Genomic DNA, 24,591 nt, shown 5'->3' on the forward strand with positions numbered 1-24,591 from the left:
CAGGACAGGTCCGGAAAATCGAACCCGCGACGGCCGCGAAGCCGTCGCGGGTCGTGGGGATCAATAGCGGAAGCGGACGCCGAAATAGTACTGCGGGTTGCTCTCGCTGACCTCGGTGATCGCGTCCTCGCCGGGCTTGTACATGATGTCCCGTTCGTTGGTGACGTTCAGCGCCTGGGCCTTCAGCTGGATGTTCGAGGTCAGGTCATACTGGGCCGACAGGTTCAGATAGCCCGAGCCGCGAACGCTGCGGTTGGTCGAGGAGTTCGGCTTGGAATAGTCGGACCGGTAGCGATACGAGGCCCGAAGCGACAGGCCTGCGCCTTCCCAGAAGACCGAGCCCGTGAAATTATGCTTGGACAGGCCGCGCAGATTGGCCGGATCGACATAGGGGGCCACGGTCGAGGGATCGGGGAATTCGAAGTCCGCCTCGGCGTAGTTATAGCCCGCCGTCGCGCCCAGACCCGACCACAGTCCCGGCAGGAAGCTGAAGACGTAGTTGCCGGTGACCTCGAAGCCGTAGAGGTGGCGCGTCTCGGGGTCGTTGGCCGGCGCCACGGCGTTGAAGGTGACTTCCGACCCGTTGGCGATGATCGAGGTGGTATAGGGCTGGACCGCGTCGAAGGCCGCGTTCTTGATCCACTTGTAGTAGGTGGCGAACGAGAAGACGGCGTCGCGGCTGGGATACCATTCGAACGAGGTGTCCAAGTTCCAGCTTTCCAGCGGCTTCAGGTTCGGATTACCGGTCGTGGAGTTGGCCAGCACGCCCTGGACCGTGGTCGCATTGGCGTCGACCACCGGGATGATGCCGACGTTGAACTCCTCGATGCCGACCCGGGCAATGGCCTTGGACGCGCCGAAGCGCAGCTTGGTGTGGTCGTTCAGGTCGAAGTTCAGGTTCAGGCTGGGCAGCAGATAGTCATATTCGCCCGAGCCCGAAATCTCCGACAGGGTGCCGGGGACCGTCACGATGGTCGCCGCCGAGCCGCCGGTCGACGGCGTCACCGTCACCGCCGAGCGATAGCCACGCGAGTCGACCGTGGTGTGGACGTAGCGCAGGCCGGCGTTACCGCTGAACGGGATGCCGTTCAGCTCCGAGCCGAAGGTGGTCATCAGATAGACGGCGCTGATCGCCTCGGTGACGTCGGTGTCCTCCGGACCGCGCGAGTCGGTCAGAAGCGGATTGGAGTCGCGGCCGGTATAGGCGTTGAACAGGCAGTCGTTGTTGAACTGGGCCCACGAATGGATGTTGGTGTTCGACTGGCTCATGAAGTCGGTCGAGCCGAAGGGCACGCGGCAGTTGGCGTTGGCCTGGGCCACGATCTGCGCCGCCGTCAGGCCGTCGCGGGCGATCGGGATGGCGACGTCGACGTTGTTGTTGGCGTCGGTCTTGCGCTGGTGCTCCGAATAGCGGGCGCCGGCTGCGACGCTGCGGAAGAAGCCTTCGCCCAGCTGGTAGGTCCCGTCGATCCGCGCCGCCCCGATCTCGTCATGCCGGTCGGTGACCAGGCGATAGCGGGCATAGTTGGTGTTGGACGCCGGAACCGCGGTGATGAAGTTGGCCGGGTCGTTGATATCGAAGCCGATGAAGTTGACCGTCGGCACGACGTCGTCGAGGCCACTCAGCTCATAAACCACCCGGCGCGACGAGCGCATGTTGGTGGCCTTCTGCAGCTCAGTCCGCACCGACTGCGAATAGGACAGGTCGGTCGTGACCGTCAGCCGGTCGCCGCTGTACTTCGCCGCGAAGCCGCCGCCGATGTACTCTTCCTCACGCAGCCGGTCCTCCAGCTGGATCTCGATATTGGAGTTGCCGCGGTAAGCCATCAGGGCGCCGGGGCTGTAGCCAAGCCCGCCCGTCTGGCCGCCGATGGCGATCGGCTGGATGCCGCGCGCGGCTTCCGTGATGGCCAGGATATTGCGGTTCTCGAGGCTGCTGCGGTTCGAGTACTGGGCGTCCAGGGCGAAGTCGAGCCGGTCGTTCGGCCGCCATTGCAGGGCGCCGATCAGGCCGTCGCGGATCTCGCTGGTCGTCTTCTGCTGGAAGGCGCGCGAGGTGGTGGCGAAATAGAGCGGAACCTCGGTCGTGCCCGCCTGGTTTGCGGTGCTGAGCGTCGAGCGCATGGCGCAGTTGAAGCTGGAGCCCGCGGCCGTCTGCTGCGCTGCCGTCCCCGTGATCAGGTTCGGATTCACCGCCGCCGTGTTGCAGGGAATGAAGGCGGAGTTGGTGGTGTAATAGTCCTCGGGCGAGGCCTGGTCCTGGTGCTGGTAGCCGAGGCTCACCCCGATGTCGCCGATGCTGGTATCGCGCCAGCGGTTGGTCACCGAGATGTTGGCGCGGTAGCCGAGACCGTCGCGGCCTGGCACGGCGGCGTCCTTCTCCTGGTAGACGCCACGGTATTCGGCCTGGATGCGCGGCCGGGCGTCCAGCGGACGGATCGAGCGCAGGTCGATGACGCCGGCGATGCCGCCCTCGGGGAAATCGGCCTGCTGGGTCTTGTAGACCAGGACGCCATTCACGAGCTCGGACGGGAACTGCTGGAAGGCCACCGAGCGGTCCGGCCCGGCGGTGGAGACCTCGCGGCCGTTGAAGGTCGAGAAGCTGAGGGTCGGGCCCAGACCGCGCACCGACAGTTCGTTGGCGTTGCCCTTGAACCGGTCGGCGGTGACGCCCGTGATCCGCTCCAGCGTATCGCCGACCGAGTTGTCCGGCTGGGAGCCGATCTCGTCATTGACGATGGCGTCCACGATCGTCGCCGAATCGCGCTTCACCGCGATGGAGCTGCGCTGGGTGGCGCGGATGCCGGTGACGACGACGTCCCCGACCTGGGCGCTGGACTCAGGCGCGGTCTGCTGCGGCGTTTCGTCGGCTGCCGGAGCCGGCGCCGTTTGCGCGAGAACTGGAACCGCGAACAGCGTCGCGGCCGAGGCGAGCAGCATCGCCCGCGTAATGATCCTGGACTTGGCGGTCATGGTGTATTTCCCCTGCCTGATGTTTCCCTCGCGCCCGTAAACCGGGCGACGTTATGCGAACAGGCTAGACCGGAAGTGACACCGGTGACAAGATTGGTCAGACCAAAAATATAAACCGGGCTAGCCAAATAGTCCGGCAAGGGAGTGGACGATGCGGAACAGGGCTTTGAGCGCAGCGGCGCTGGCGATCTCGGGCGTGCTGCTGGCGACGGGCGCTTGCGCAGGCGTGGCCCCAAATTCGGCGCCGGTCGCGCAGCCGGCCGTAACGGCGCGGGACGCGGCTGTTCTGGCCCAGGCCCGGCGCGTCGCCGACTGGCAACTGGCGCATATGGACGCCTTCGACTACGTCGGCACCTTCCACGACCAGACGGCCGATCCGATCGACTGGATCCAGGCGACCTTCTGGGCGGGCCTGGCCGATTTCACCGACGCCACCGGCGACGCGTCCTATGCGAAGGCCATCGAGGACCACGGCGAGGCGGCGCACTGGGGCTTCGGCACGCGCCCCCGCCACGCCGACGCCGACGCCATCGGACACAGCTGGATCTGGGCCGCCGGTCGGGTGGACGGCGCGACCAGAAACGCTCGCCTGGCCCCGATCCGCGCCCGCTTCGACGCCGTCCTCGCGGCCCCCAGCGACGCCGCCATGACCTTCGACGAGGGACGGGGCGAACGGCCTTGTCAGGTCCGCTGGTGCTGGAGCGACGCCATCTTCATGGCCCCGCCGGTCTGGACCGAACTGTCGGAAATCACCGGCGATCCGACGTACCGCCGCCATTCCGAGCGTGAGTTGAACGCGACCATCGAGGCCCTCTACGACCGCGACGATCACCTCTTCTATCGGGACAGCCGCTTCATCGGAAAGCCCAATGCGGCGGGCCACAAGGTGTTCTGGAGCCGGGGCAACGGCTGGTCCTATGCGGGTCTCGCCAAGGTGCTGCAGTCTCTGCCCGCCGACGATCCGGCCCGCGCCAGCTATGAGACGATCTTCCGCCAGATGTCGGAACGGCTGATCGGATTGCAGGGCGCCGAGGGCTATTGGCCGGTCTCCCTGCTGGACGCCGGCGGCCCGCCGGAGACCAGCGGCACGGCCTTCTTCGTCTACGGCCTGGCCTGGGGCGTGAACGCCGGAGTGCTCGATCAGGCGGCCTACAGCCCCGCCGTGGCCAGGGGCTGGGCCGCCCTGTCGCGCGCCGTCCAGCCCGACGGCCGCCTCGGCTGGGTGCAACAGGTCGGCTATGCGCCCGACCATGTCGCGCCCTCCGACACCCAGCTTTACGGCTCCGGGGCCTTCCTGATGGCGGCGTCGGAAGTGTCGCAGCGGCGCGGTTGGTAAGCCCGATTGACAAATTGGCCTGACCAATCCAGCCTGATCCGGTTCCTTCCCAGGGACAGTTCTCTGGCGGGGGCGGCCGTGGTCGCTCCCGTCCTTTTCCCTTCAGATTCAGAGACCGGTCGATGCCGCGCAGCCTCCTTCTCGCCACGGCCGCCGCCTGCCTGCTGAGCAGCGCCGCCTGCGCCACCACGCCCGAAACGCCGGTCCCGCCCTCCCCCGCCCCCTCCCTGGCCGAGGCCTCGCGCGGCCCGATCTATCGCGACGTCGCCCCGATGAACCGTACGGTCGAGACCCGTATCACCCCGCAGGTCGAGGCCCTGCTGGAACAGCTGCGCGCCGACGGCCGCGACTACCGGCTGGACGGCGTCGCCGTCTTCGAGGCCCACGACAAATTCCTGCCCGGCAAGATCGCCATCGCCATGGCCCATGTGCTGAGCCAGACGCCGCGCACCGATCCGAACTTCCCCGAATACCTCTCCAGTTTCCGCCGCCTGGCCGATCTGACGGTCGATGATCCCAACGACAGCTGGGGCATCTACTACTATGTCTCCGCCCTGCATGAGCTGCAGGTCGCCGGCTTGCTGGATCAGGCCGTCAGTCCCGAGACCCTCGCGAAGCTGAGGACCCAGCTCGACTGGCGTCGGTTCGTACGTCCCGGCGATCTCACCCTGATCGACCTGCCCAACAACTACTTCGGCGTGGCCTTCTCGATCGCCCGGCTGCGCTATCTGCTGGGCTGGGAGGATGCGAGCGCCAGCGAGGCCCTGCTCGCCAAGACGCTGGATCATTTCCGCGAATATTCAGGTCAGTACGGCTTCGCCGACGAGACCAACGGCGACGGCCGTTTCGACCGCTACAGCGTCCTTTTGATCGGCGAGATCGCCCAGCGCTTCATCGAGACCGGCGTCGCCCCGCCGCCCGAGGTCAAGACCTGGCTGCGGTCCTCGGTCGATCTGATGCTGCCGCGCCTGAACCTGCGCGGCGAAGGCTTCGAATACGGCCGCAGCATCGGGACCTATGGCGAGACAGCCTTCCTCGAGGTCCTGACCGCCGCGGCCTCGCTCGACGTCCTGACCGATCAGGAAAAGGCCATGGCCTATGCCTTCTCCTCGCGCGTCGCCGCCCGCTACGCCGACTTCTGGCTCGATCCGGCCACCGGCTCGGTTAATCTGTGGGACCACGGCCGCAAGACCGACGCCTATCGCGGCAAACACCGCATCCTCGGCGAGAACCTCAGCCTCGCGCACCAGTTGCTCTACACCAACGCCCTCTGGAACCGGCTCGGCTATCACGACGCCGCGCCCGATCCGGGTTTCGAGGCCTGGCTGACCACCCTGCCCCGCAGCCAGACCAACTGGTTCGCAAAAGGCGACTACGACCGGCTGCTGGTCACCTACAGGGACGGCTCCCGCGTCATCGGCCTGCCGCTGATCAACGGCGGCGACGGTCAGCATATGAATACGCCCTACTTCCCCATCCCCTTCTCGCCGGGCGTCTTGGCCGGAGCGGCGGACGAGACGTATCCGCAACTTCTGCCGCGCCTGACCCTGTCGGACGGATCGGTGCTGCAGCCGCTGGCGTATTTCACCCATGCCGAGGTCACGACCGAGGGCGACCGCACCATCGTCACTTATCGCCAGTCGAAGCTGGACCGGATGGGCCAGCCCAGGCCGGTCGCCGACGACCGCGTCAGCGTCTCCACCCGCTATGTTCTGCAGCCCGGCCGGATCACCCGCACCGACCATATCGAGCCACGCGCGGGCGTGACGATCACGAAGATCGACCTGACCTTCGCAAGCTTCGGCGAGGCGACCGTCGCCGCCGACGGCGCGCGTTACGGCGACGGCGAAATCGCGGCCTTCAACGTCCGGGGCCTGACCTGCAAGGCGGGCCCCCTCAACCCGGCGGTCTACAGGACGCCTGTCGGCGCCCTGCGGTCCGTCGTCGAGTGTGGAACCGCCGAAGCGACGGGACCGGTCGACCTGTCCTGGAGCCTCAGATTCCGGGACCCGCCAACCGGTCGCTGATCGCTACTTCCGGGTCTGGACTTCCAGGGTGTAGGCGCCGGTCTCGCCCTGGGCGAAGCTGCGGGCGCGGATGATATAGGTCCCGGCTTCGTCGACGGTCCATTCGACCTTGGCGTGGGTGTCGGACAGACTGTCGTCGTCGCTGGCGACGCTCTCCCAGGTTCCGTCGTTCATCTTGCCGATGTCGAGGTAGGCGTCGAAGTCGTTGGAGACGAGGGTCACGTCCAGCTTGTCACCCTCGGCCACCGTGATCGCATAGGCGTCGAAGAAGGCGCCGTCGTCGGCGATGCCGGCATTGTCGTTCAGCGCGCCGCGCGCGGTGTGGCTGACCAGGATGCTGCCCGGCTCGGGCTGCGGCCCCTTGTCGGTCAGTTCGACCGAGAACAGCCCCTTGGCGTCCGAACCCAGCGGCGAGGCGCGGATCACATATTCTCCGGTCTCGGGCAGGATGTAGTTCAGCCGCGAGTCCGTCCCCTCGCCCAGACCGTCGTCGTCGCTGCTCAGGGCGGTGAAGTCGTCGCCGGGCTTGCCGATCTGCAGGAAGGTGTCGAAGTCGCCCGACCGCATCACGATCTGGACCCGGTTCCCCGCCGTGCCCTGGAAGCTGTAGTCCGCATAACCGCGCTCGTCGTCGTCGCGGGCGGTGTCATCGGTGATCTCGCCCTGAACGGTCTCGCCGAACGGCAGCGCGATGGCCGCGGGCGGCGGCGGCGCCTCGGCCAGCTTCAGCGTATAGGCGCCCAGCAGCGTATCGCCGATCGCCCGGACCTGCAGCGTATAGGTCCCGCCGTCCTTCAGGGTGGTGGTCAGGCGCGAGTCGGTGTCCTCGCCGCTGTCATCGTCCTGATCGATGCTCTCGCCGCTGGCGTTGAACAGCTCCAGAACAGTGTCGAAGGTCTTGGAGCTCAGATCCGCCTGGATCCGCTGACCGGCCGTGGCGGTGAAGGTGTAGGCGTCGGCGCGGACGCCGGAGTCATTGAGGCCGTCGCTCTCAGTCAGCTCGCCCTCTTTCGTGTCGCCGATCGCGATGGGCGGGGCCTCGAGCGGCGGCGGGCCGGCCTCGAGCGACAGCGTATAGTCGCCGGTGCTGTCCGCCCCCAGCGGCATGGCGCGGATGATGAACTCGCCCGTGCTCGGGGCGGTGAAGATCAGATAGGAGTCCAGACCACCGGTCGCGGCGTCGTCGTTCTGGGCGATGTCGATGAAATTCCCGCGCTCCATCCGCCCGACGTGAACCACCGGATCCAGAGCCTCGGTATCGGCCGACTTCAGCGCGATGGCGAAACGCTGGCCCATCCGGGCGCGGAAGGCGTAGGCGTCATAGTGCAGGCCGTCGTCGTCCTCGGGATCGGTCGCGGCGATGCTGCCCGAAACCGTCTGGCCCACACGGATGCCCGCAGGACGCGGCGCACGCGGCGCGGGCGGCCGCTGGCTCAGCGACAGGCTGTAGTCGCCGCCTTCCAGTCCGGACAGGGTGCGGGCGCGCAGGGTGTAGGTTCCGTTGTCCGGCGCGACGAACCGCAGACGGGAATTGGTGCCGTCGCCCAGGCCGTCGTCATCCTCGCCCAGCGGCCCGGTATCCGCCTCTTCCTCGCCGGTCTTGAAGACCTCCAGATAGGTGTCGAAGGCGTCGGAGCGCATGATCGCTTCCAGCCGCTGCCCCGCGCGAGCGGAGAACCGGTAGTCCTCGAACCGGTACTGGCTGTCATCCGCGCCGAGCACCGCGTCGTGGTCGTCGAGGGCGCCGGTGACGCTGCCGCCGATCTGCAGAGGCGTCTGGGCCATGGCCTGACCGCCGAGAAGGCTGGCGCCGGCCGCCAGGGCCAGGGCGCTGACGGTGGCAGTGATCACGGAACGACGCATGGATTCCCCCAAGTTGTGTCGGCGATACATAGACGCCGAACCGCCTCCACTGTAAATCGCCCGCATCTGAACGAAACCTGACGGAAGCTGCTTTCATGGCGGAAAACGACGCGCGCGCCCGGATCATCGATGGCAAGGCCTTCGCCGCCGGTCTGGTGGAGCGCGTGACCGCCGCCTCCGCCGCGCTGAAGGCGGACCATGGCGTCACCCCGGGTCTGGCCGTCGTCATCGTCGGCGAGGACCCGGCCAGCCAGATCTATGTGCGCAACAAGGGTGAACGCACCCGCGAGGCCGGGATGCGCTCGGACACCCATCGCCTGCCCGAAACCACCACCCAGGCCGAACTGCTGGCCCTGATCTCCGACCTGAACGCCGACGAGGGCATTCACGGCATCCTGGTCCAGCTGCCCCTGCCCTCCGGGATCGACAGCACCGTGGTGCTGGACGCCATTGACCCGGACAAGGACGTCGACGGCTTCCACGTCGTCAACGCCGGACGCCTCGCCGTCGGCCTGCCGGGCATGGTGCCGTGCACCCCGCTCGGCTCAGTCATGCTGCTGAAGGATACGCTGGGCGACCTGTCGGGGCTGAACGCCGTCATCGTCGGCCGCTCCAACATCGTCGGCAAGCCGATGGCCCAGCTGCTGCTGGCCCAGAACTGCACCGTCACCATCGCCCATTCGCGCAGCCGCGACCTGCCCGCCATCTGTCGCGAGGCCGACATCCTGGTCGCCGCCGTCGGCCGGCCCGAGATGATCAAGGGCGACTGGATCAAGCCCGGCGCGACGATCATCGACGTGGGCATCAATCGCGTCCCCTCCGCCGATCCGGTCAAGACGGCCGAGGGCAAGACCCGTGTCGTCGGCGACGTCGCCTTCGCCGAGGCGGCCGCCGTGGCGGGCGCCATCACGCCTGTTCCCGGCGGCGTCGGTCCCATGACCATCGCGTGTCTGCTGGCCAACACCTATGTCGCGGCCTGCCGAGCAAATAGCGTTACGCCGGTATCTCTTGACGCTTGAAGCGTAACGCCTGACCGCTGATAGTCCGACTCGCCCGCCAGAAGAGCGGACCGGTCGAGGATACACGCTATGGTTCGCTTCCCCGTTCGCAGCATCGCCGTCGTGGCGGTCCTTGCGCCTGCCGTCGCGGGCTGCGGGTACAACACCATTCCGACCAAGCAGGAGCGGGCCGAAGCCGCCTGGGCCGACGTCCAGAGCCAGTACCAGCGCCGCGCCGATCTGATCCCGAACCTCGTCGCCACGGTGCAGGGCGCGGCCATCGCCGAACGCACCACCCTCACCGAGGTCATCAACGCCCGGGCCAAGGCCACCTCGGTCCAGATCTCGCCCGAGACCCTCAGCGACCCAGCGGCCTTCCAGACCTATCAGGCGGCCCAGGGCCAGCTGACCGGCGCCCTGTCGCGGCTTCTGGCCACGGTCGAGGCCTATCCGAACATCCAGTCGAACCAGAATTTCGTCCAGCTGCAGTCCCAGCTGGAGGGCACCGAGAACCGCATCACCATCTCGCGGCGCGACTACAACGAGGCGGTGCGCGACTATAACACCTCGCTGCGCACCTTCCCGACGGTGATCTGGGCCAAGACCTTCCAGTCTGGCTCCAAGCCGATGCAGCTGTTCACCGCCTCGGCAGAGGCCCAGAACGCCCCAACCGTGACCTTCAACGTCGGTCCGAACGTTCCTGCCGCCACGCCCGGCGGGAACGCCCCGGCCGTCACCCCGGGTTCCGCGCCCGCGCGGTGAGAGCGCTGATCCCCTCCCCCGTGAAGACGGTGTGGCTGCTGCTGGCCTTCTGGCTGGCGGCCGCGCTTCCCTGCGCCGCCCAATCGCAGCCCACCTTCCCCAGCCTGTCCGGCCGCGTGGTCGATCAGGCCCATCTGCTGGAGCCCGACACCGAGGCCGCCCTGGTCGCCAAGCTGGAGAAGCTGGAGGCCGACACCGGCGACCAGCTGGTCGTGGTCACCCTCGAAAGCCTGCAGGGCTATGAGATTGAGGACTATGGCTACCGGCTCGGCCGGGCCTGGGGGATCGGGAGCAAGGAACACGACACCGGCGCGCTGCTGATCATCGCGCCCAACGAGCGCCGTGTACGGATCGAGGTCGGCTATGGGCTCGAGCCGGTCCTGACCGACGCCATGTCGGCCCAGATCATCCAGAACGAGATCCTGCCGGCCTTCCGGACCGGCGGCTTCCAGCGCGGCATCGTCCAGGGGACGGACGCCGTCATCGCCCAGCTGATGCTCGATCCGGCCGACGCCCAGGCCCGCGCGGCGGCGGCCAGGCCCCAGAAGGCCGATGTCCCGATCGGGCCGATCATCCTCGTCGCCCTCGTCTTCCTGTTCATTCTGGTCGGCATGATGCGCGCCTCGCGGGGCGGCGGCCGACGGCGTCGTGGCGGCGGCGTCGGGCCGATCATCCTGTGGAGCGCCCTGGACGCCATGAGCAGGGCCAACAGCGGACGCAGTTCCGGCGGCGGCTTCGGCGGTGGGTTCGGTGGCGGCGGCGGCGGCTTCTCCGGCGGCGGCGGCAGTTTCGGCGGCGGGGGAGCCTCAGGCGGATGGTGAAGGTCTTTACCCCCGACGATCAGGCCCGGATCGCTGCGGCCATCGCCATGGCCGAGCGCCGCACATCCGGCGAGATTTTCTGCGTCTTCGCGCGGCAGGTCTCCTCCTATCGCGATGTGAGTCTGGGCTGGGCGGCGGTCGCGGCCCTGATCCTGCCCATGCTGCTGATCCCCTTCAATTTCGATCCGGCCTGGTTCCCGGGCCTCGGCGACAGCTGGGAGGCCGCCCATCTGGCCGCCCGCAATGTCACCATCGGCAAGACCCTCGCCGCCTACGCCGTCATCCAGGCGGCGGTCTTCGTGGTCGTCTTCCTGATCACCTGCATTCCCGCCGTTCTGCGGGCGGTCACCCCGCGCCGCGTGCGCCGGGCCCGGGTGCGCCGCGCCGCCCTGCAGCAGTTCCTCGCCCATGGCCTGCACACGACCCAGAACCGCACCGGCGTCCTGATCTTCGCCGCGCTCTCGGACCGTCAGGTCGAGATCGTCGCCGATGAGGCCATCCACTCGAAAGTCGATGCCGAGGTCTGGGCCAAGGCCGTGGACGCCCTGACCCGTTCGCTGCGGGTCGGCCGCGCCGCCGACGGCTTCGAGACGGCCATCGGCCTGACCGGCGACGTCCTCGCCGCCCACTTTCCTCCGAGGGCGAACAATCCCGACGAACTGCCGAACCGGCTTGTCGAAATCTAGATCCGGGAGCCGCCTCGCGAGGGTCGCAATCGCGTTCGAATTGGCCTAGCTCTTCGCCCGCGTCATCGTCGCTGGACCGTATGCCCCGTCTTCTGACCTATAACGTCCACCGCTGCGTCGGCACCGACAAGCGGCTCGATATCGCCCGCATCGTGGGTGTCATCGCCGAGCACGAGCCCGACATCGTCTGCCTGCAGGAGCTCGACGTCGGCCGCGCCCGCACCGGAAACGTCGATCAGGCCGAGGCCATCGCCGCCGGCCTCGACATGAGCTTCCACTTCAACGCCGCCATGCTGATCGAGGCCGAAGAATATGGCGACGCCCTGCTGACCCACCGGCCCGAGCGGCTGATCCGGAAGGGCGGCCTGCCGACCATACGCGGCATTCCGGGGCTGGAGCCGCGCGGCGCCGTCTGGGCGGCCATCGACTTCGACGGCGTCGAGGTCAACGTCATCAACACCCATCTGGGCCTCGTGCCGCGCGAGCAGAGGCTTCAGGCGGCGGCCCTGATGGGCAAGGACTGGCTGGGCCATCCCGACTGCACCGGGCCGACCATCCTGACCGGCGACTTCAACGCCACCTCGATCACCCGCCCCTACCAGACCCTGTGCCGCAACGGTTTCAGCGACTGCCAGCGCAAGCTGGGCCTCAAGCAGACGGTGAAGACCTTCCCCTCCGCCTTCCCGGCGATCCGCATCGACCACGCCTTCGTCAGCCCGCACATCCGCATCACGGGGGTGAAGGCGCCCTTCTCGCCGCTGGCGCGCGTGGCTTCGGACCACCTGCCGCTGGTCATCGACTTCGAGATCGACGCCTAGTCCTCGTCGGGACGCTCGCGCAGTTGGCTGAAGTTGCCGCCCGCGATCCGCTGCGAGGGATTGCGCCGCTTCCACGGCCGCCAGGCGTTGTCGGACGACGAGGGGTCGCCCAGCTGCCATTCGGCGATGAACCGCTCGAGCCGCGACGGCGGCGTCGCGCCCAGCAGCTCCATCCGTCCGGTGTCGAAGGTCCGGATCGCCTTGCCGGTCGAACCCAGCACCGCCTCGGCGGCCGCGAAATCCTTGGGCGAGACCCCGATGAAATGGCCGATGCTGTGGTGACGATAGCGCCGGATGGCGTCGCGTCCCGCCTGATCGACCGGCTCGGCGGCGATGTCGCACTCGGTGTCCAGCCCCATCGACCGGTTGTTCAGATTGGTCGAACCGATCCGCAGCAGCCGGTCGTCGATGATCGAGACCTTGGCGTGGACAATGATCCGGTCACCGTCGGGCGTATGCGGGGCGAAGGCATGGAAGCGGTCGTATCTGTCGGCGGCCTCCAGCCGGAACAGGACCTCCGACCGGGCCGTGTCCATAGTCATCTTGTCGAACCAGCTCGGGCTGTTGCCGGTCGAGACCAGCACCACTTCGGGCCCGTCCTCTTCCGCCAGCCGCTGGGCCAGACAGGCGGCGATGGCCGGTGAGGTGAAATACTGGTTCTCCAGATAGATCAGCTTCCTGGCTTTCTGGATCGATTCCAGGTGCAGGGCCTCGTTCTCACGCACCTCGCCCCGCCCGCCCCATTTCGGCTCGCTGCGCGCGATGCCGACCGGGACCTGGGTCATGGTGACGGGCACATTGTCGGGCCAGGGATCGCCGTCGACCTCGTCAGGAACGGTCCGCTCCCAGGTGGCGCGGAACCAGCGCTCGCGCGCCAGATCGCCCAGGGCCCGGGCCGCGGCCCCGTCCATTACCGCCATGGTTTCGTGACGCGGCGCGCTGATCAGGCCCGACGGCATACAGCGGCGCGGATCATGGTCCAGATGCTCGGGCGAATCCCAGCGGTCCACCGAGACATCGCCCCCGCCGCAGAAGGCGATTTTGTCGTCGATGATCACCACCTTCTGGTGATGGCAGGCGCCGATCGGCCCGGGCGAATCGAGCCGGAACTCCACCATTCGCTTCCTGAACCAGCGCTGGGCCTTGTGCGGATAGAAGCCCTGCGACGCCGCGATCAGCAGCGGCGATTTCCAGATCAGCAGCCGCACGTCCAGCTCGGGCTTTGACCGGACCAGCATGCGCAGCTGGTGTCCGATCTCGGCCTGGCGGTCGCCGGCGCGACTTTGTGGGTCCAGCCGGGTGCGTGGGTCGAACTGCCAGCCCAGCAGCACGATCGACCGCTGGGCCTTGGAGATCGCCGAGGCCAGGGCGTCGAAATAGGTCTCGTTTTCCATCAGGACCGAGAACCGGTCGGCCTGCTCCACGCGCCACACGGTCCGGCCCGGGGCCAGCAGACTGTCGGGATATGTGTCGTCCGATGCGACCATTCGTCCTGTCTGAAGGATTCGCGTGACAGCGTCGTTGCGCGCAGGCGTCCCGCTGTAAGGCTACGCCTGTGTCTTCCGTTCCACGCTCGCCGATGATTGGTCAATGGCGTCCCGCGGCCAGCTTGTCTGAACACGGTTTTGGGAGCATAGAAGCGTCGCTGGTTTTGGACGCGAGAGACGGGAGGGTGAGATGCAGGCTTTGATCGATCTGATCGCCGGTTTCATCGCCCTGTTGGCCGCCGCCGCCCTGTCGCAGTTCGGCGTCGATCTGCACCGCCCCAGCGCCCCGGAACGTGAAGTCCACCGCGTCGTCGATTGCCCGCAGGCCCAGCCTCGCAACAGCATGATCGCGTCTCCGTCCGAACACTGCTGAATCACGGGTCTATGAGACGACTCGTCTTTGCGGACGCGTCCTGAGCCGTTAGGGTTGCGTGGCCTGCTGCGCCGCGCCCGGCCCCCAGGCCGCCAGACCGAGACCTACGCCTGATGAAATCCCGCCAACGGCCGCCGCTCAATCTCCCCGAACCCGCGATCGAGGACCCCGCGACGACGCCCGGCGAAGCCCCGGTTGAGCCCGAAGCGGCCGCCGACGATCAGACGCAGATGCAGGATGAGGCCCTCTTTGCCGAGGAAGTTCCCGTCGAGGCCGAAGCCCCGCTGGTGATCGACCGCCCCATCTCCGAACGCCGCCGCCGTCGCCTGCTGGAAGAGCAGCGTCAGGCCGAGCTGCGCGCCGCCGCCCGCGCCGAGACCCTGGCCGCCCGTGCTCGCGTCACCGAGGAGCCCCTGCCGCCCCTGCCCGATTTCGCGCCCGAGCCCGCCGCGGCTCCCGAAGCCGTCGTCACCCCCGATTTTGCGCCCGCCCCCTTCGCCGAGAGCGCCGAGGCCCCGCCGGCCACCGTCGCCGCTCCGCCCGCGCCGCGCACCGAAACGGACACGGAAACCCCGACGACCGCCGCGACCATGACGCGCCTGTTCGAGGCCGCGCCTTCGGGCCGTTACGCCTATCTTCTGGCCGGGGTCGCCTCAGCGCTGTGGGTCGGCGGCGTCGCCTCCTGGGCCGCCTTCGAGGTCGGTTCGGGCGCCGCTGCGCTCGATCCCCTGCGTCTGGCCCTCTACGCCCTGATCGCCCTGGCCCCTGCCGGTCTCGCCGTCATGCTGGCCCACGCCGTCCGTCAGGGCGCGAACCTGGCCGCCGAGACCCGTCGCGCGCGCGGTCTGGCCGAGGCCCTGGTCGCCCCAACCGCACTTGCGGCCCAGCAGACGGGTCAGGTCCTGCTGACCCTGCGCAACGACATCGACCAGGCCGCGCTGGCCGCCGAGCGCGCCCGCAACGACATGGCCCTGCTGCGCGAGGTCCTCGTGCAGGAGACCAACCGCCTCAACGAAGCCGCCGAAAACGCCGGCCGCACCGCGCGCCGCCTGTCCGAACAGCTGGGCCGCGAGCGCGAGGGCATGCAGACCCTCGGCCTGCAGCTCGACACCCAGTCCGCCGGGGTGCTGGACGCCGTCGAGCGCCAGTCGCGCATGATCGTCGACGCCTCCGACCTGGCCCAGACCCAGCTGCGTGAGGCCGAGGCCGCCCTGGCCGCCCGCGCCGCCGATCTGGCCGCCGCCGCCGGCGAGGCCCAGGACGCCGCCCGTCTGGCCGCCGACGACCTGGCCCGCCAGACCCTGCGTCTCGAGAACACCGGCGCCGGCGTCGCCGAACAGATCCAGTCGGTCGAGGAAGGCCTTGGCCAGCAGCGCGCCGCCCTGGTCACCGCCGCCTACGCCCTGCGCACCGACCAGGAGGACTTCTCCGCCCAGGTCGAGAGCCAGCGCGCCCAGCTGACCGAACAGCTCGACGCCGCCCGCACCGCCCACGGCGACCTCGGCGAGACTTCGGTCAAATCGGCCGAGTCGATCAAGGATCTGGTCGAGGCCGCCACCGACCAGTTCCGCGCTCTCGTCGACATGTCCCAGCGCGAGGCCGACGGCTTCGACGCCGCCACCAAGGTCTCGCTGGACCGGTTCGAGGCCCTGGCCGCCGAGGCCCGCGACACCTTGGTCGAGGAAACCCGCCGCGCACTGGCAGCCCTGACCGCCACCGCCGAGGACAGCCGCATCGCCGCCGCCGACGCCGCCTCCCAGGCCCAGATTCGCGCCGACCGCCTCGGCGAGGCCCTGTTCGACGCCGCCCAGAAGGCCGACCATGCCGCCGACAGCCGCATCGAGGGCGCCCGCCGCATCGTCAATGAAACCGCCGCCATGGTCGATCAGGCCGGCGTCAATGCGATCGAGAAGCTCGAACGCACCATGGACCGCATGATCAAGGCTCTGGGCGAGGTCGACGCCTCGATCACCGACCTCGACGAGCGCGCCGCCCGCCTGCCTGACGAGGCCCGCGCCCGCGCCGAGGACGTCCGCGCCACCGTCGAGGAAGGTCTGGCCGCCCTGGCCGCCGCCTCGCGCAAGGCCGCCGAGGACACCGAGGCGCTCGACGTCGGCTTCCAGGAGCGCGTCCGCCGCAACTACGACATGCTGACCGAGGCCGTGCGCCTGATGGGCGTGGTCTCCGGCGAGCCGAACTCCACCCGCCGTCGCGAGCCGGCGCCTGCGCCGGAGGCCCGTGCGGCCCAGGCCGAGGAACGTGGCTTCGGCCTGCGCGGCCGCCTGCGCCTGGAGCCGACCGAAGAGGCCACGCGCCGCTCTGCTCCGCCGCCGTCCTCCCAGGCCCCGGCCCTCGACTGGGCCGATCTGGTCAATGACGGCTCCAGCCAGCCGCCGGCCGAGCCGATGGATCTCGACCAGCCGATCATGCCGTCGGACGCCGACGCCATGTCGGACCGGATCACCGCCGCCATCCGCCGCATGGGCGTCGATCCCAACGCCCTTCTGCCGCGTTCTCGCGTGGAAGAGGCCGCCGAGGCCTTTGCCGGCCGCGATCCGGACCGGGCGCGCCAGATCGTCCGCCGCGTCGCCCCAGCCGCCGTCCGGAGCGTCTCGCGCCGCGTGATGAGCGACCCCGAGCTCAAATCCGACGCCGAACGCTACGTTCGCGCCTATGCCCAGAAGCTGGCCGGGGCCGCCCGTTCCGGCGACGCGCCGGGCGTCCTGTCCTCGCTGGCGACCGATGCGGGCCGCGCCTTCATGCTGCTGGACGCCGCCGTCGGCGACCTCGGCTAAGGTTTCGCCCGGCAGGCGAACGACGACGATCTTGCACGAAGTGTGTCCGGAAACCGGCGCATTAAGACTTGACGAAATCGTCCGCATGCCGACACCTGCGGCCTGCCTGTCACGACTTCGTCACACGCTCCAGTAGGGTCCATGCTCGACACCGTCGCCGAGAAAACGCCCGACCGCCGGCCCGCCATCGTCATCTGCGCATGGGACGCTGACGACACGGCCTGGGATCCGGTCGAGGACCTGTCGGGCCAGCCCTGGAATCCCAGCGGCGCCCGCACCGTCGCCATTCCCGCCGAAGATCCTGAACAGCTGGTCGCGACGCTGAGCCACAGCCTGCGCGATCCCTCGTGCCGCGCCATCCTGCTGGTGGGGCGCACGCACAAGGCCGGCGGCTTCCGCGTGCAGATGCGTGCCGAGAACCGCGCCCTGTCAGGGGGCGCCAAACTGACCCACACCGGCCCCGCCATGGCCCGCGCCACGGCCCCGGTCGCCGATATGGTCCGCGCCCTGAACGCCGCAGGTCTGAGCGCCGACGCCAGCTCCGAAGGCGAGGACGATGTCGGCAGCTTCCTGCTCTACAGCATCCTGACGGCCCTGCCGGACGATGCGGACGTCCCGGCCATCGGCCTGCTGCGCGCGCCCGTCGATGTCCCCGCCGAGGCGGTCCAGAAGGGCGTCAAGGCCGCCGCCGCCGCCATGGCCCGCAGCCTCGCCCCCCTGCCCCGCGCCCGTCCGCACTAGCTCCGCCTGATCAGGCCTTCAGCCGCCGCGCCAGACTGAACGCCGCCACGGCCCCGACCGCGGCCATCGCCGTCATGGCCAGATAGCCCTTCACCCCGAAGGCGTCGTACAGCGGACCCGCCGCCAGGGTCGCCAGTCCGATCAACACCCCCGCCGACAGCACCGAACTCAGGGTCTGGGCCACCGTCTGACTTCCCGGCGGGCTCAGCCGTTCGACCAGCTGTACCCCGGCCAGATAGGTGGCGGCGAAGCTCAGGGCGTGCAGGGTCTGAAGCGGCCACAACAGCCACAGGGGCGGCGCGAAGGCCAGGGCCGTCCAGCGCAGCATCGCCGCCCCAGCCCCCACCGCCAGCACAGTCAGCGGTCCGATCCCCCGCTTGCGCCGCCAGGGCTCGCCCCACCACATGAAGCCGATCTCGACCACGACCGAGGCGGCCCAGAGGAGGCCGGTCATGTTCTCGGGAATGCCCTGCGCCTTCCAGGCGATGGCCGAGAAGCCATAATAGAAGGCGTGGGCCGCCTGAACGCAGCCGACCGCGAAGATGGCGGTCATGAAGGTCCCGTTCCCGAGCAACCGCCCCATCCCCGCGAACCGGGACCAGCCTTTGACGGGTTCTGCCTCTCCGACCGGCGTGTCCTGAACCGGCTCGGCGGGCAGGATCCAGCGGGCGCAGACGGCCATGGCGATCCCGGCGACGACACACCAGACCAGCACCACATCGACCGGCGCCCTCACCAGCAGCGCCCCCATCAACACATTGGCCCCGACGAAGGAGGCCGAGCCGAAGCCGCGCGGCACGGAGAAGGTGAAGCCCGCCCGCCGCGCCAGCCTCAGGGTCATGACGTCGCTCAAGGGGATTATCGAGCCGAATGCCGTCGCCGCCACGAACCACAAGGGCGCCCACAGCCAGAAGCCCTCGACCAGACCCGTCGCCGCATAAGCCGCCGCCGAGATCAGGGCCAGGAAGGCGATGGCCGTCCTGCGGTATCGGAAGCCGTCGGCCCACAGGGCGATCGCCGGACCCGTCACCAGCCGCCCCAGCATCGGCGCGGCAAACAGGGCGCCGATCTCGGCCCCGTCCAGCCCGTGAGCGTGGAACCACAGCCCGGCGAACGGCAGGCTGACCCCGTTGGCCCCGAACAGCAGCACATACTGAAGCCCCATCCGCCAGGCGGATCCGGGCAGCGGTGGCGGCAGAGACTCAGCGGCGGAATTCATGCGCTCCGATAGCAGACGTCGGGCCGCCTGTGGTCTAGCGTGGGGTCATGACCCAGAATCTTGAGCGCGATCGCAACCTCGTCGTCTTCGCCGCCTTCAACGGGGCCATGGCTGTGCTGGTCGGCGCCTTCGCCGCCCACGGCGCCGGCCCGGCGGTCAAGACCCTGCTCACCACCGGCGCCCACTACCAGCTGGTCCACGCCGTCCTCGCCGTCGCCTGCGCGATCTGGGGAGAGAAGCTGGCGGTGATCGGCGGCTGGCTGGCCGCAACCGGCGGTCTGGTCTTCTGCCTGGCGCTTGCCTTCATCGCCCTGCTCAGTATGTCGGCCATGGGCGCCGTCGCCCCGATCGGCGGTGTGCTGATGATTGCGGGTTGGCTTTTGCTCGCCTTTGCCGCATTGCGGAATACGTCTTCCAACGCCTGAAATCGTAGAACCGAAAGCGTTTTTCCACCGATGGCCTTCACGATCCCCGACGCTCCCCGACGCGACCTCTACCCGGAGATCGAGCCCTTCGCCTCAGGCTGGATGAGCACGGGAACCGAGCACGAAATCTACTACGAGGAATGCGGCAATCCGCAGGGCAAGCCGGTCGTAGTCCTGCACGGCGGCCCCGGCGGGGCGGTCAATCCGGGTATGCGCCGCTACTTCGACCCGGCCAAATACCGCATCGTCCTGTTCGACCAGCGTGGCTGCGGCCGGTCGCGCCCCAATGCCTCGCTTGAAGACAACACGACCTGGACCCTGATCGAGGACATCGAGCGCCTGCGCGAGCGCTGTGGCATCGAGAAGTGGTCGGTGTTCGGCGGCTCTTGGGGCTCCACCCTGTCGATGGCCTACGCCATCACCCACCCGGAACGGGTCGAAAGCCTGATCTTGCGCGGCATCTTCCTGCTGACGAAGAAGGAGCTGCACTGGTTCTACCAGGACGGCGCCTCGATGATCTTCCCGGACGCCTGGGAGCGGTTCGTGGCTCCAATCCCGGAAGCCGAGCGCGGCGACCTGATGAGCGCCTACTACAAACGCCTCACCGGCGACGACAAGGTCGAGCGCGAGGCCTGCGCCGTCGCCTGGTCCAGCTGGGAAGGCGAGACCGTCAGCGTCGAGGGCCCCTCGGCCCGCCCGGACAAGTTCGCCGAGCCCGACTTCGCCCTGGCCTTCGCCCGCATCGAATGCTGGTACTTCGTCAACGGCGGCTTCTTCCCGTCGGAGAACTGGCTGATCGAGAACATCGGCCGCATCCGCCACATCCCCTGCTGGATCGCCCAAGGCCGCTTCGACGTGGTCACGCCAATCTCGGGCGCCTGGTCGCTGCACCGCGCCTGGCCCGAGGCGAAGCTCGACATCGTCCCCGACGCCGGTCACGCCTCTTCCGAGCCCGGCATCGTCGACAGCCTGATCCGCGCAACCGACTGGGCGTCGACCCTCTAGGAGCCGTGGATGGCGAAGCTGAAGGTCTTCACCTGGGCCGACGGCTTCCATGCCTTCACCGTCGCCGCTCCATCCCGCCCCAAGGCCCTCGCCGCCTGGGGCATAGAGCGCGACATCTTCAAAGACGGCCTGGCGTCGGAGCTCACCTCCGGACCGGACTACGATGCCGCGCTCGCGGCGCCCGGCGAGGTCATCCAGCGCGGTCTGTCCATCGATGTCGGCAAGATCTCGAAAGCCGCCAAGCCGAAGGTCAGGCCCGTCTCCAGCAAGACGCGAGAGGCCGTGAAGACGCTGGAAGCCGATCTCGAAGCCCTCGACCGGGATCAGGCCGCCGAGACCGCGACCCTCGACAACCGCCGCGCCGCTCTTGAGGCCGAGGCGAAGGCCCTGACCGCCGCGCAGGGCAAGGCGCGCGGAGCGCTCGTGGCGAAGCTCAAGGCCGCCCGCGCGAAGCTCTAGATCAGCCCATGTCCCTTGGGCAGTTCGGCGTAGCGGTGGACCCGGGTCGCCATGACCAGGCCGAAGCCGATCATCACCGTCAGCATCACGGTGCCGCCGTACGACAGCAGCGGCATCGGCACGCCCACGACAGGCGCCAGACCCATCACCATCGCCCCGTTGATCAGGACGTACAGGGCGAAGGTCGAGGTCACTCCCGCCGACGCCATCCGCCCGAAATGGCTGTGCGACAGCGAGGCGATGCGCAGGGCGATCAGGATGATGCCGGCGTAGCAGAGCAGCAGGGTGATCGAGCCGACGAAGCCGAACTCCTCGGACACCGCCGCGAAGATGAAGTCGGTCTGCTTCTCGGGCAGGAACTCAAGCTGGCTCTGGCTGCCCAGGCCAAAGCCCTTGCCCAGCAGGCCGCCGGAGCCGAGCGCGATCTTGGACTGGACGATGTGATAGCCGTTGCCGCTGGGATCGCCCTCGGGATTGAGGAAGGTCAGGATCCGGTTGCGCTGATAGTCGTGCATTCCGAACATGATGTAGGGCACGACGCCTGCCACGGCCGCAGCGGCGGCGGCGGCGATGACCCGCCAGTCCAGACCGGCCATGAACATCATCGCCGCGCCCGTCAGGCCGATCAGCATGGCGGTGCCCAGGTCAGGCTGGTGCGCGACCAGAAGGAACGGCAGGCCGATGATGCCGACGGGGAAGATCAGCTTCCAGCTGAACTTCGCATCCTGGGCCGAGGCGCCGTGATACCAGCGCGCCAGGGCCAGAACGACGCCGATCTTCATGATTTCGGACGGTTGCAGCCGGGTGAAGCCCAGGTTCAGCCAGCGCGTCGCGCCCATGACCGTCACGCCCAGCCCCGGCACCTCGACGGCCATCAGCAGCAGCAGCGCCAAGCCATAGACGATGTAGGAGGCGCCGAACCAGATCCTCAGATTGACCATCGACAGGGCCAGCATCACGACGACCAGACCGGCGAAGCGGATCATGTGTTTCGCGGCCCAGGGCTCCCACGAGCCGCCGGCGACCGAGAACAGCATGGCCCCGCCGGCGCTGGCGACGACGCACAGCAGGGCGACGAAACGCCAGTCGATCTCGCCGATCTTGGTCGATATCCGGTCGCGCTCGCCGGGACGGGTCAGGGCGGAAGCGGTCATTGCGGAGCCTGATAGGGTCGCGGCCCGGACGGCGCGAGGGCCGCGGGCGCCGGCGCGGGAGCCTGCGCAGGGGCGTTGTCGATGATCTCGGGCTCGGGCGCCGCGCCGAAGTCCGCCTCGGCGGCGGGTTCGGGACCGACCGCTTCGGGCGGCGGCGGCCGCGTGATCCGGGCCCGCATCTCGGGATCCTTGAGCAGGATGGTGCGCATGATCTCGCGCGCACGCGGCGCGGCGGCCGTGGCCCCGCCCTTGCCCCCGTGCTCGACGATCAGGGCGACGGCGTAGCGCGGCTCATCGACCGGAGCGAAGGCCACGAACAGGTTGTGGTCCTTCAGCGCCCAGACGTTGGACTTGCGCGACCCGGTGCCATAGCTGCGCACCTGGGCCGTCCCGGTCTTGCCGGCCATCTGGATGTCGCCGAGGCCGAGCTGCGACTGGCGATAGGCGCCGCCGGACACGTCATTGGCCACCGCAACCATCCCCTGACGCACGATCTCGAGGTGCTCGCGCGAGAACGGCAGGTCGGGCACTTCCGCGCCCGAGGGTCGGTCCACGCCGCCGACCGACTTGATCAGCCGCGGCACCAGGGCCTTGCGCGCATTGGCGAAGCGCGAGGTCATGACCGCCAGCTGCAGGGCGGTGACGTTGACGTCCCCCTGCCCGATCGCCACCGACAGGGTCTCGCCCGGGAACCACACCCGCGATTCCGGATTCGGATTGTTCTTGTTGTAGTTGGCCTTCCACGCCTGGCTGGGGATGGAGCCCGTCTTCTGGTTGCCGACCCCGATGTCGTAGGTCTGCATGAAGCCGATCTTCTTGGCCGTGTCCTGGATCTTGTCGACCCCGGCGCGGTTGCACATGTGATAGAAATAGACGTCGCACGAGTTCTTGATGGCGTCGTGCATGTTCTGCGGGCCGTGGCCGCGATGCTCCCAGCAGCGGAACACCCGGTTGCCGTACCGATAACCGCCGGTGCAGGTCACCCGCTCGGTCGGATCAACCCCGGCCTCCAGCAGCGCCAGCGACGTCGTCAGCTTGAAGGTCGAGCCCGGGTGGAAGACGCCGCCGATCGCCTTGTCCAGCAACGGCTTGCGCTCATAGTCGGACAGGGCGCGATAGATCGGCCCCGGCACGCCCCCGACGAACAGGTTCGGGTCGAACGAAGGCGCCGAGACCATGCACAGGATGTCGCCGTTGCGCACGTCCATGGCGACGCAGCCGCCGCTTTCCTCGCCGAACACTTCCAGCGCCCGGTTCTGGACGTCGAAATCCAGGGTCAGGACCACGTCCTTGCCGTTGACCGCAGGCTTGGAGCCGCCGACGTCGGTGGCCACGACGCGGCCATGGGCGTCCACCTCGACCCGGGTGCCGCCGGCCTCGCCGCGCAGATCGGCGTCCAGCGCCTTTTCCACGCCCGAACGACCGATGCGGAAGCCGGGGTTGTAGAGGATCTCGGGCGGGCTCTCGCCACGCTTCTTGATCGCCTCGATGTCGCGATCCGTGACCTTGGCCACATAGCCGATGACGTGGGCGAAGGCGCCGCCGTACGGATAGAAGCGCGCCTCGTTCATGTCGGCCATCACCCCGGGCAGTTCAGGGGCGTACAGATTGACCTTGGCGAACTCTTCCCAGCTCAGGTCGCTCTTGACCGGCACTGGCGAGGACGGGCGCGCGGCGTTGACCTCGCGGATGATGGTCCGGCGGCGGTCCACCGTGTCGGGCAGTAGCCGGCCCAGCAGATCCAGCGTCTGGTCCAGGTCCTTGGTCTCATCGCGCACGACCAGGACGCGGAAGCTCGGCCGGTTTCCGGCGATGACCACGCCGTTGCGATCCAGGATGCGTCCGCGCGGCGGCGGCACCAGGCGGAAGTTGAACTGGTTGTTGGTCGCGAGGGTCGCGTATTCCTTGGCCTGCACGACCTGCAGCTGACCCAGCCGCGCACCCAGGGCGCCGATGCCCAACGCCGTCAGCCCGCCGACGACGAACGTCCGCCGCAGGAACGAGCCCTGCCGCTCATTGACGTCCGAAAAGAAGATCGAGGGTTCGCTGCTCATCGGAAACGGGTGTCGCCGTCATCGAAGCGCTGGATCATCCAGTTGGCGACGGGAAACAGGAGCAAGGTCGGGATCATCTGGCCCAGCAGCGCCAGGATGCTCGGCGCGTTCATGGCGTCCAGACTGACGATCAGATAGGTCAGGAAGAAGGCCAGCAGGGTGCAGCAGCCGTACCAGACGAACAGCACCTGGGTCTCCTGTCCGGCCAGCAGGTTGCGCGACAGCAGCACCACCCCATAGACGGCCAGCAGGGCCAGCGGCCAGACGCCCAGCATCCCGCCCCACAGCAGATCGACGAACAGGCCGACGAAGAACAGGGCCACCGGCGCGATCATCGACGGCCGCACCAGAGGCCAGGCGAAGGCCAGCATCATCGGCAGGACAGGCTCGGGCAGTTTGAACCCGAACAGCTCGACCGGAACGGCGAACAGGAGGGTGGCGGCGATGACGGCCAACGAGGGGTAGAGGATCCACTCCACAGGGCCGACGACACGGACCGCGGCGGGCCGTTTCACAGCGCGCCTCCCGGCGTGGTCGGCGGCGGGGTGGTGGCAGGCGGTGGCGCGGCGGCCGGCGCGGTCGGACGGGGCGCGGG

Annotated in this window: 20 protein-coding genes; 13 read left to right on the plus strand and 7 right to left on the minus strand. The window is 68.6% G+C overall.

What is annotated here, in order from left to right:
- Positions 1-60: 60 nt before the first annotated feature.
- Entirely contained in the window at positions 61-2,973 is a 2,913-nt protein-coding gene (locus tag AC07U0_RS12135) for a TonB-dependent receptor (RefSeq protein WP_494720252.1), read from the minus strand.
- Between the two features lie 151 nt (positions 2,974-3,124).
- Between AC07U0_RS12135 and AC07U0_RS12140 the strand changes: the two genes are divergently transcribed.
- Complete coding sequence (locus tag AC07U0_RS12140) at positions 3,125-4,309, plus strand: glycoside hydrolase family 88/105 protein (RefSeq protein WP_494720253.1); 1,185 nt, start codon at positions 3,125-3,127, stop codon at positions 4,307-4,309.
- 122 nt (positions 4,310-4,431) lie between these two features.
- Positions 4,432-6,336: a hypothetical protein gene (locus AC07U0_RS12145; RefSeq protein WP_494720254.1), complete on the plus strand. Its 1,905-nt coding sequence runs from the start codon at positions 4,432-4,434 to the stop codon at positions 6,334-6,336.
- A gap of 3 nt (positions 6,337-6,339) precedes the next feature.
- Here the strand turns inward: AC07U0_RS12145 and AC07U0_RS12150 are convergent, their stop codons facing one another.
- Positions 6,340-8,199 (minus strand): PPC domain-containing protein, encoded by a 1,860-nt coding sequence (locus AC07U0_RS12150; protein WP_494720255.1) that lies wholly within the window; start codon positions 8,197-8,199, stop codon positions 6,340-6,342.
- A gap of 95 nt (positions 8,200-8,294) precedes the next feature.
- Between AC07U0_RS12150 and folD the strand changes: the two genes are divergently transcribed.
- The 5 genes from folD (at position 8,295) to AC07U0_RS12175 (ending at position 12,284) form a co-directional block, all read left to right on the plus strand.
- Positions 8,295-9,218 carry a bifunctional methylenetetrahydrofolate dehydrogenase/methenyltetrahydrofolate cyclohydrolase FolD gene (folD, locus tag AC07U0_RS12155; protein WP_494720256.1) on the plus strand — a complete coding sequence of 308 codons (924 nt, stop codon included), beginning with the start codon at positions 8,295-8,297 and terminating at the stop codon, positions 9,216-9,218.
- 69 nt (positions 9,219-9,287) lie between these two features.
- Positions 9,288-9,959: a LemA family protein gene (locus tag AC07U0_RS12160; protein ID WP_494720257.1), complete on the plus strand. Its 672-nt coding sequence runs from the start codon at positions 9,288-9,290 to the stop codon at positions 9,957-9,959.
- 20 nt (positions 9,960-9,979) lie between these two features.
- On the plus strand, positions 9,980-10,780 hold the full coding sequence (locus tag AC07U0_RS12165; protein ID WP_494720258.1) for a TPM domain-containing protein: 801 nt from the start codon (positions 9,980-9,982) through the stop codon (positions 10,778-10,780).
- Positions 10,774-11,466 carry a TPM domain-containing protein gene (locus tag AC07U0_RS12170; RefSeq protein ID WP_494720259.1) on the plus strand — a complete coding sequence of 231 codons (693 nt, stop codon included), beginning with the start codon at positions 10,774-10,776 and terminating at the stop codon, positions 11,464-11,466. The genes AC07U0_RS12165 and AC07U0_RS12170 overlap by 7 nt, the downstream gene beginning before the upstream one ends.
- An 80-nt stretch (positions 11,467-11,546) precedes the next feature.
- The gene (locus AC07U0_RS12175) at positions 11,547-12,284 is read left to right on the plus strand and encodes an endonuclease/exonuclease/phosphatase family protein (protein ID WP_494720260.1); all 738 of its coding nucleotides are present in this window, start codon (positions 11,547-11,549) and stop codon (positions 12,282-12,284) included.
- Here AC07U0_RS12175 and AC07U0_RS12180 read toward each other — a convergent pair.
- Positions 12,281-13,771: a phospholipase D-like domain-containing protein gene (locus AC07U0_RS12180; protein WP_494720261.1), complete on the minus strand. Its 1,491-nt coding sequence runs from the start codon at positions 13,769-13,771 to the stop codon at positions 12,281-12,283. The two genes, AC07U0_RS12175 and AC07U0_RS12180, sit on opposite strands and share 4 nt — an antisense overlap.
- A gap of 190 nt (positions 13,772-13,961) precedes the next feature.
- On the opposite strand from AC07U0_RS12180, the gene AC07U0_RS12185 reads away from it, so the two are divergent.
- The 3 genes from AC07U0_RS12185 (at position 13,962) to AC07U0_RS12195 (ending at position 17,680) form a co-directional block, all read left to right on the plus strand.
- The gene (locus AC07U0_RS12185) at positions 13,962-14,144 is read left to right on the plus strand and encodes a hypothetical protein (protein ID WP_494720262.1); all 183 of its coding nucleotides are present in this window, start codon (positions 13,962-13,964) and stop codon (positions 14,142-14,144) included.
- A gap of 113 nt (positions 14,145-14,257) precedes the next feature.
- Positions 14,258-16,939 carry a tipN gene (locus AC07U0_RS12190; protein ID WP_494720263.1) on the plus strand — a complete coding sequence of 894 codons (2,682 nt, stop codon included), beginning with the start codon at positions 14,258-14,260 and terminating at the stop codon, positions 16,937-16,939.
- Between the two features lie 141 nt (positions 16,940-17,080).
- The gene (locus AC07U0_RS12195) at positions 17,081-17,680 is read left to right on the plus strand and encodes a hypothetical protein (protein ID WP_494720264.1); all 600 of its coding nucleotides are present in this window, start codon (positions 17,081-17,083) and stop codon (positions 17,678-17,680) included.
- Positions 17,681-17,690: 10 nt separating this feature from the next.
- Here the strand turns inward: AC07U0_RS12195 and AC07U0_RS12200 are convergent, their stop codons facing one another.
- Positions 17,691-18,899, minus strand: coding sequence for an MFS transporter (locus tag AC07U0_RS12200; RefSeq protein WP_494720265.1), 1,209 nt, complete (start codon positions 18,897-18,899; stop codon positions 17,691-17,693).
- Between the two features lie 47 nt (positions 18,900-18,946).
- On the opposite strand from AC07U0_RS12200, the gene AC07U0_RS12205 reads away from it, so the two are divergent.
- Genes AC07U0_RS12205 through AC07U0_RS12215 form a run of 3 tightly spaced genes read left to right on the plus strand, consistent with a single transcriptional unit; the run spans position 18,947 to position 20,788 of the window.
- Positions 18,947-19,324 (plus strand): DUF423 domain-containing protein, encoded by a 378-nt coding sequence (locus tag AC07U0_RS12205; RefSeq protein ID WP_494720266.1) that lies wholly within the window; start codon positions 18,947-18,949, stop codon positions 19,322-19,324.
- A 30-nt stretch (positions 19,325-19,354) separates the two neighbouring features.
- Complete coding sequence (gene pip, locus AC07U0_RS12210; RefSeq protein WP_494720267.1) at positions 19,355-20,329, plus strand: prolyl aminopeptidase; 975 nt, start codon at positions 19,355-19,357, stop codon at positions 20,327-20,329.
- A gap of 9 nt (positions 20,330-20,338) precedes the next feature.
- A complete protein-coding gene (locus tag AC07U0_RS12215; protein ID WP_494720268.1) occupies positions 20,339-20,788 on the plus strand; it encodes a hypothetical protein in 450 nt (149 codons plus the stop codon).
- On the opposite strand, the gene rodA is transcribed toward AC07U0_RS12215, so the two are convergent.
- The 3 genes from rodA to AC07U0_RS12230 all read right to left on the minus strand — a co-directional run.
- Positions 20,785-21,942, minus strand: a complete 1,158-nt coding sequence (gene rodA, locus AC07U0_RS12220; protein WP_494720269.1) for a rod shape-determining protein RodA — start codon at positions 21,940-21,942, stop codon at positions 20,785-20,787. The two genes, AC07U0_RS12215 and rodA, sit on opposite strands and share 4 nt — an antisense overlap.
- Positions 21,939-23,996, minus strand: coding sequence for a penicillin-binding protein 2 (gene mrdA / locus AC07U0_RS12225; RefSeq protein WP_494720270.1), 2,058 nt, complete (start codon positions 23,994-23,996; stop codon positions 21,939-21,941). Before mrdA ends, rodA begins: the two co-directional genes overlap by 4 nt.
- Positions 23,993-24,591 (minus strand): rod shape-determining protein MreD (locus AC07U0_RS12230; RefSeq protein WP_494720271.1); only part of this gene is annotated, 599 nt, incomplete at its 5' end. The genes AC07U0_RS12230 and mrdA, both read right to left, overlap by 4 nt.

The sequence above is a fragment of the Brevundimonas sp. GW821-FHT02A10 genome (genome assembly GCF_059422025.1).